We start from the raw sequence: 3,497 nt of genomic DNA, 5'->3' as shown, positions 1-3,497 counted from the left end.
CCGCAATCTAAAGAAACATGGTAAGGGTCAACGGCCGTTGACCCCTACAATGTTTATGACTTCTCAGTTTTAGGCATTGCTCCCTAATATTGTTGATTAGCCATAGGTATAATTGAAATACAAAAAGTGTGTTAGTCTGTCGGTTCAGAACTTATGATGGACTTGACAGGCTTTTCTGTATAAAAAGTCTGTATTTTGGGTTTTAGATATCTTCAGATATTCCGGCAATATTATTGAAATATTCTTGAAGTTTTAGGTAAGCCTGAATAATCTCCGAATTTCCCCAGTTTTCATGCGGTTGCAAACGAATCATCTCATAAACACTATTTACTAGGCAAATATTAGGTTCCCAGAACAATAAATTACTAAGTGTTTGATCTACTTCCTCAAAAGAAGGTACTGAAGCACAGTTCAATTTCAAAGATGTCATATTTTTTAACCTGTTGTCAATATTTTTTTATTGTAGCATCTTTTTTTCAAAAGTGATTCTTACTTTAGGAAACTATTAACCAAAAAAGACTTCATGCTTAAGCAACTCTATTATTTATCGTTTGGGGAGGACTATCTTATGCACTAAGGATATTTTTTGTTGCATTTCTTAACACTTACTATAGCGTTCCTCTATACAATTTTAATAATCAAGGTTATAATAGAGGGGTTTGTTTTTTAGGAAAGAAAAACCCTAAACTATATTTAATTTAGTGGTTAATCAAGGAAAAAATGGCGAACCCCAACCCGAACCTTAAAAATTTAGAGAAAGGAAGAGGAAAAAAACCCAAGTTAGGACATAAAGCTTTTTCTGTTAAGTTAGATCCTAATGAAAAGGAGATATTGGAAGAAATAGCGAAATCATATAATTGTACTTATGCAGGAAAAGGCTCAATTTCTGGTCTTTTATCCAAGATTGCTCAACAAAACTTAATGGTTGTACCTGCTCCACTTTACACACCATCTACAAATAACATTATATCTATTAATAAGGGAAAGGTGGATATAGAGTCAGGAGAAGAACCTTTGTCACCATCCGATCCTATCCAAGAAATCCTTGACGATGATCTTCTCAAAACAGTTGAGGGAAATAAGGATGAAACATCTACTTTGTATAAACCAACAAAAACATAGTGTTTTGTTGGTTTATATAGTGTGGTGTCAATTTTTGTTTAAGTTCGGTGTTTGTGGTTTTCATTACACTATATTCCACTTTTTTCTATGTGATGTCCCTATAAGAATCTAGAAAATACAGCAATGATGGGACTGACGTCACCATTAGGCTAACCATACCATAGAGGAAGTAGAAGTTCATCTGACTATTCCCATGTTTCCCCAAGACTCTAGATCCTTTCAACATATTGTACCTGATGTTAAATCTCTTCTATTTTTAATAGCTTTTGATTTGATGATGGAAACTAAAATCATTGAGTCTAATGAAGCTGTTATTAAACTTCAGAATAATCTTTACATATTACATAAACTTATTAATAACGGGGAAATTTATTTAGAATGTTCTTGCTCAATTGTAATGTCTTGTATTCGATATTTAGAAATCCAAAAATATAATTCTTTGATAACTAACAACAAGTTAAAAGAATACATAGACAAGCTGTTAGAAATCGTAAGAGTTAAAGACAATCATTATGACAGCTTACTCCTGAAAGCTGATAGATTAATACCTTATTTAGAAGGCTTAACATTTGAAGATATTTTTGGTCTCGTTCATGCTGAGTATCTAAATGAAGGAATTATATTAAATAATAATAAAAATCAGCTTAAGCAGTGGGTTGATAATAATAAAGAATATATCGAATCAAGTTATTGTGATATACAAATACATTATATTTATTCATTGGTTAAATTTATTCAGGAGCAAGACCTTTTTAGTGATCTTCTTAACAACAGAAATATTATCATAGTTAATACGCCAGACAACGATCCGATTGAGTTGCCATCAGGTTCAACTACTATTGATTTTGTCTATAAACTCCATAGTTCTATTGGACATCGATTTTCAAAAGCCGAAATCAATGGAAAAGAAGTGCCCATAAATACTGTTATTCACGATCAAGACAATGTTAAAATAATTACCAAAAATACAGAAAATCCTGATTTACATTGGTTAAATCATATTAAAACTGATTATGCAGCTAAACAGATTAAAAAGTGGCATAAAAAGTTTAATATAGAAAGAGGAGAAAAGCTTTTAAAAAAAGAATTTGGCAAAAGATATTCTACCAATGGTGAGGTGTTGAATTATGTGGCAATATATTTAAGACAAAAGACAACCTTAGAACTACTAGAACAACTAGGAAAAGGTGATATCAACCTTGAACAAGTTAAACAAATTATTACAGAATATATTTCAATCAAGGAGAAAAGAATTCAGTTAAACGAAATAAAATCATGTAATCGTAAAAACTGCAAGCCCATCAAAGGAAAACAATATGATAATTATCAAATAGCTAGATGCTGCAGTCCTTTTCCTGGGGATGAAGTGGATATAATTGGCATTGTGAAAAAACATCATAATTCTCCTTATCTTAAAATTCATAACATCGACTGTGAAAGTATTAAAAATATTCCTGACGAAGAAAAAATTGCTATTGAATGGAATTGTAGTTTTTCTACAGTTTCTATAAAACTCATTATGAAAGACAAAGAAGAAATGTTAAGAGCGACCCTCAATGAAATAGCTTCTCAATGTTATAAATATAATGTTCGTAAATCTAACCCATCAAATAGTTATGCAAAATTATCAGAAGCTATTGCCATAATAATGATTGATGTTTTAATTAACTCTACAATTGAGCTAAAACACCTTGTTAACCAAATAAGAAAAGCTCCTGGCATTTAAAATGTTGATGTTAAGGGAATTTATCCTGGAATCACTAAATAGGGTTTGCTGAAAAAGTTTCTCCAAAATTTATGCCACTTTTGACCAAGAATTTTCTGACAAATCAATAAGTTTTAGTACATAAAAATTGTTTAAAGTATAATCAAAATTAATGAAAGGCGGTTTGATGAGTTCCCCTGTTCTATTATTAGTAAATAAGGACAAAAAAAGCGACAAAAACTGCCTCAGAAGTTTAGAAAGATTGACAACTAAAAATGTAATAGCAATAGATGTAATGGAGGTTTCAGGGAGTTTTGTCATCACGAGATTTAGGCTAAATCTTCGTTTAGCTTGTCCAAACTTTCCCTCAATAGCATTACGGAAGCATTCATCGGAGTGGGCTTGTTTCTTTTCTTCTTCACTGACATTTTTCGGAGGTCTTCCTAACTTCGGACCACTGATTCTTATCCCTCTTTCCTTACACCAATTTCTGTTTTCCCTAGTTCGATAAATTTTATCTACATGGACGGATTCGGGATAATAGCCAAACGTTTCTTTATACTTTTCTACTTGTTCTTTTAAATGACAAGATTCATTGAAGTTTTCCCAACTTATTTTTTCTAGAAACACATAGTTATCTACACAGCTTACTGAGAGTTTAGCTCCAAAC

At 31.5% G+C, this 3,497-nt stretch carries 4 protein-coding genes; 2 read left to right on the top strand and 2 right to left on the bottom strand.

Annotated features, from left to right (window positions below; genetic code table 11):
• Positions 1–202 precede the first annotated feature (202 nt).
• Positions 203–430, bottom strand: a complete 228-nt coding sequence (locus CWATDRAFT_RS30595) for a hypothetical protein (RefSeq protein WP_021831248.1) — start codon at positions 428–430, stop codon at positions 203–205.
• Positions 431–720: 290 nt separating this feature from the next.
• Between CWATDRAFT_RS30595 and CWATDRAFT_RS30590 the strand changes: the two genes are divergently transcribed.
• Together CWATDRAFT_RS30590 and CWATDRAFT_RS30585 are read left to right on the top strand one after the other, a co-directional pair.
• The gene (locus CWATDRAFT_RS30590) at positions 721–1,122 is read left to right on the top strand and encodes a hypothetical protein (RefSeq protein WP_007308579.1); all 402 of its coding nucleotides are present in this window, start codon (positions 721–723) and stop codon (positions 1,120–1,122) included.
• Positions 1,123–1,315: 193 nt separating this feature from the next.
• Positions 1,316–2,848, top strand: a complete 1,533-nt coding sequence (locus tag CWATDRAFT_RS30585; RefSeq protein ID WP_007308580.1) for a TGS domain-containing protein — start codon at positions 1,316–1,318, stop codon at positions 2,846–2,848.
• A gap of 69 nt (positions 2,849–2,917) precedes the next feature.
• Here CWATDRAFT_RS30585 and CWATDRAFT_RS30580 read toward each other — a convergent pair.
• Positions 2,918–3,497, bottom strand: a 580-nt coding sequence (locus CWATDRAFT_RS30580) for an IS5 family transposase (protein ID WP_007308578.1), incomplete at its 5' end; no start/stop codon positions are given.

The sequence above is a fragment of the Crocosphaera watsonii WH 8501 genome, assembly GCF_000167195.1.
GTDB lineage: Bacteria > Cyanobacteriota > Cyanobacteriia > Cyanobacteriales > Microcystaceae > Crocosphaera > Crocosphaera watsonii.
This window is presented reverse-complemented; position numbering and strand designations above follow the sequence as displayed.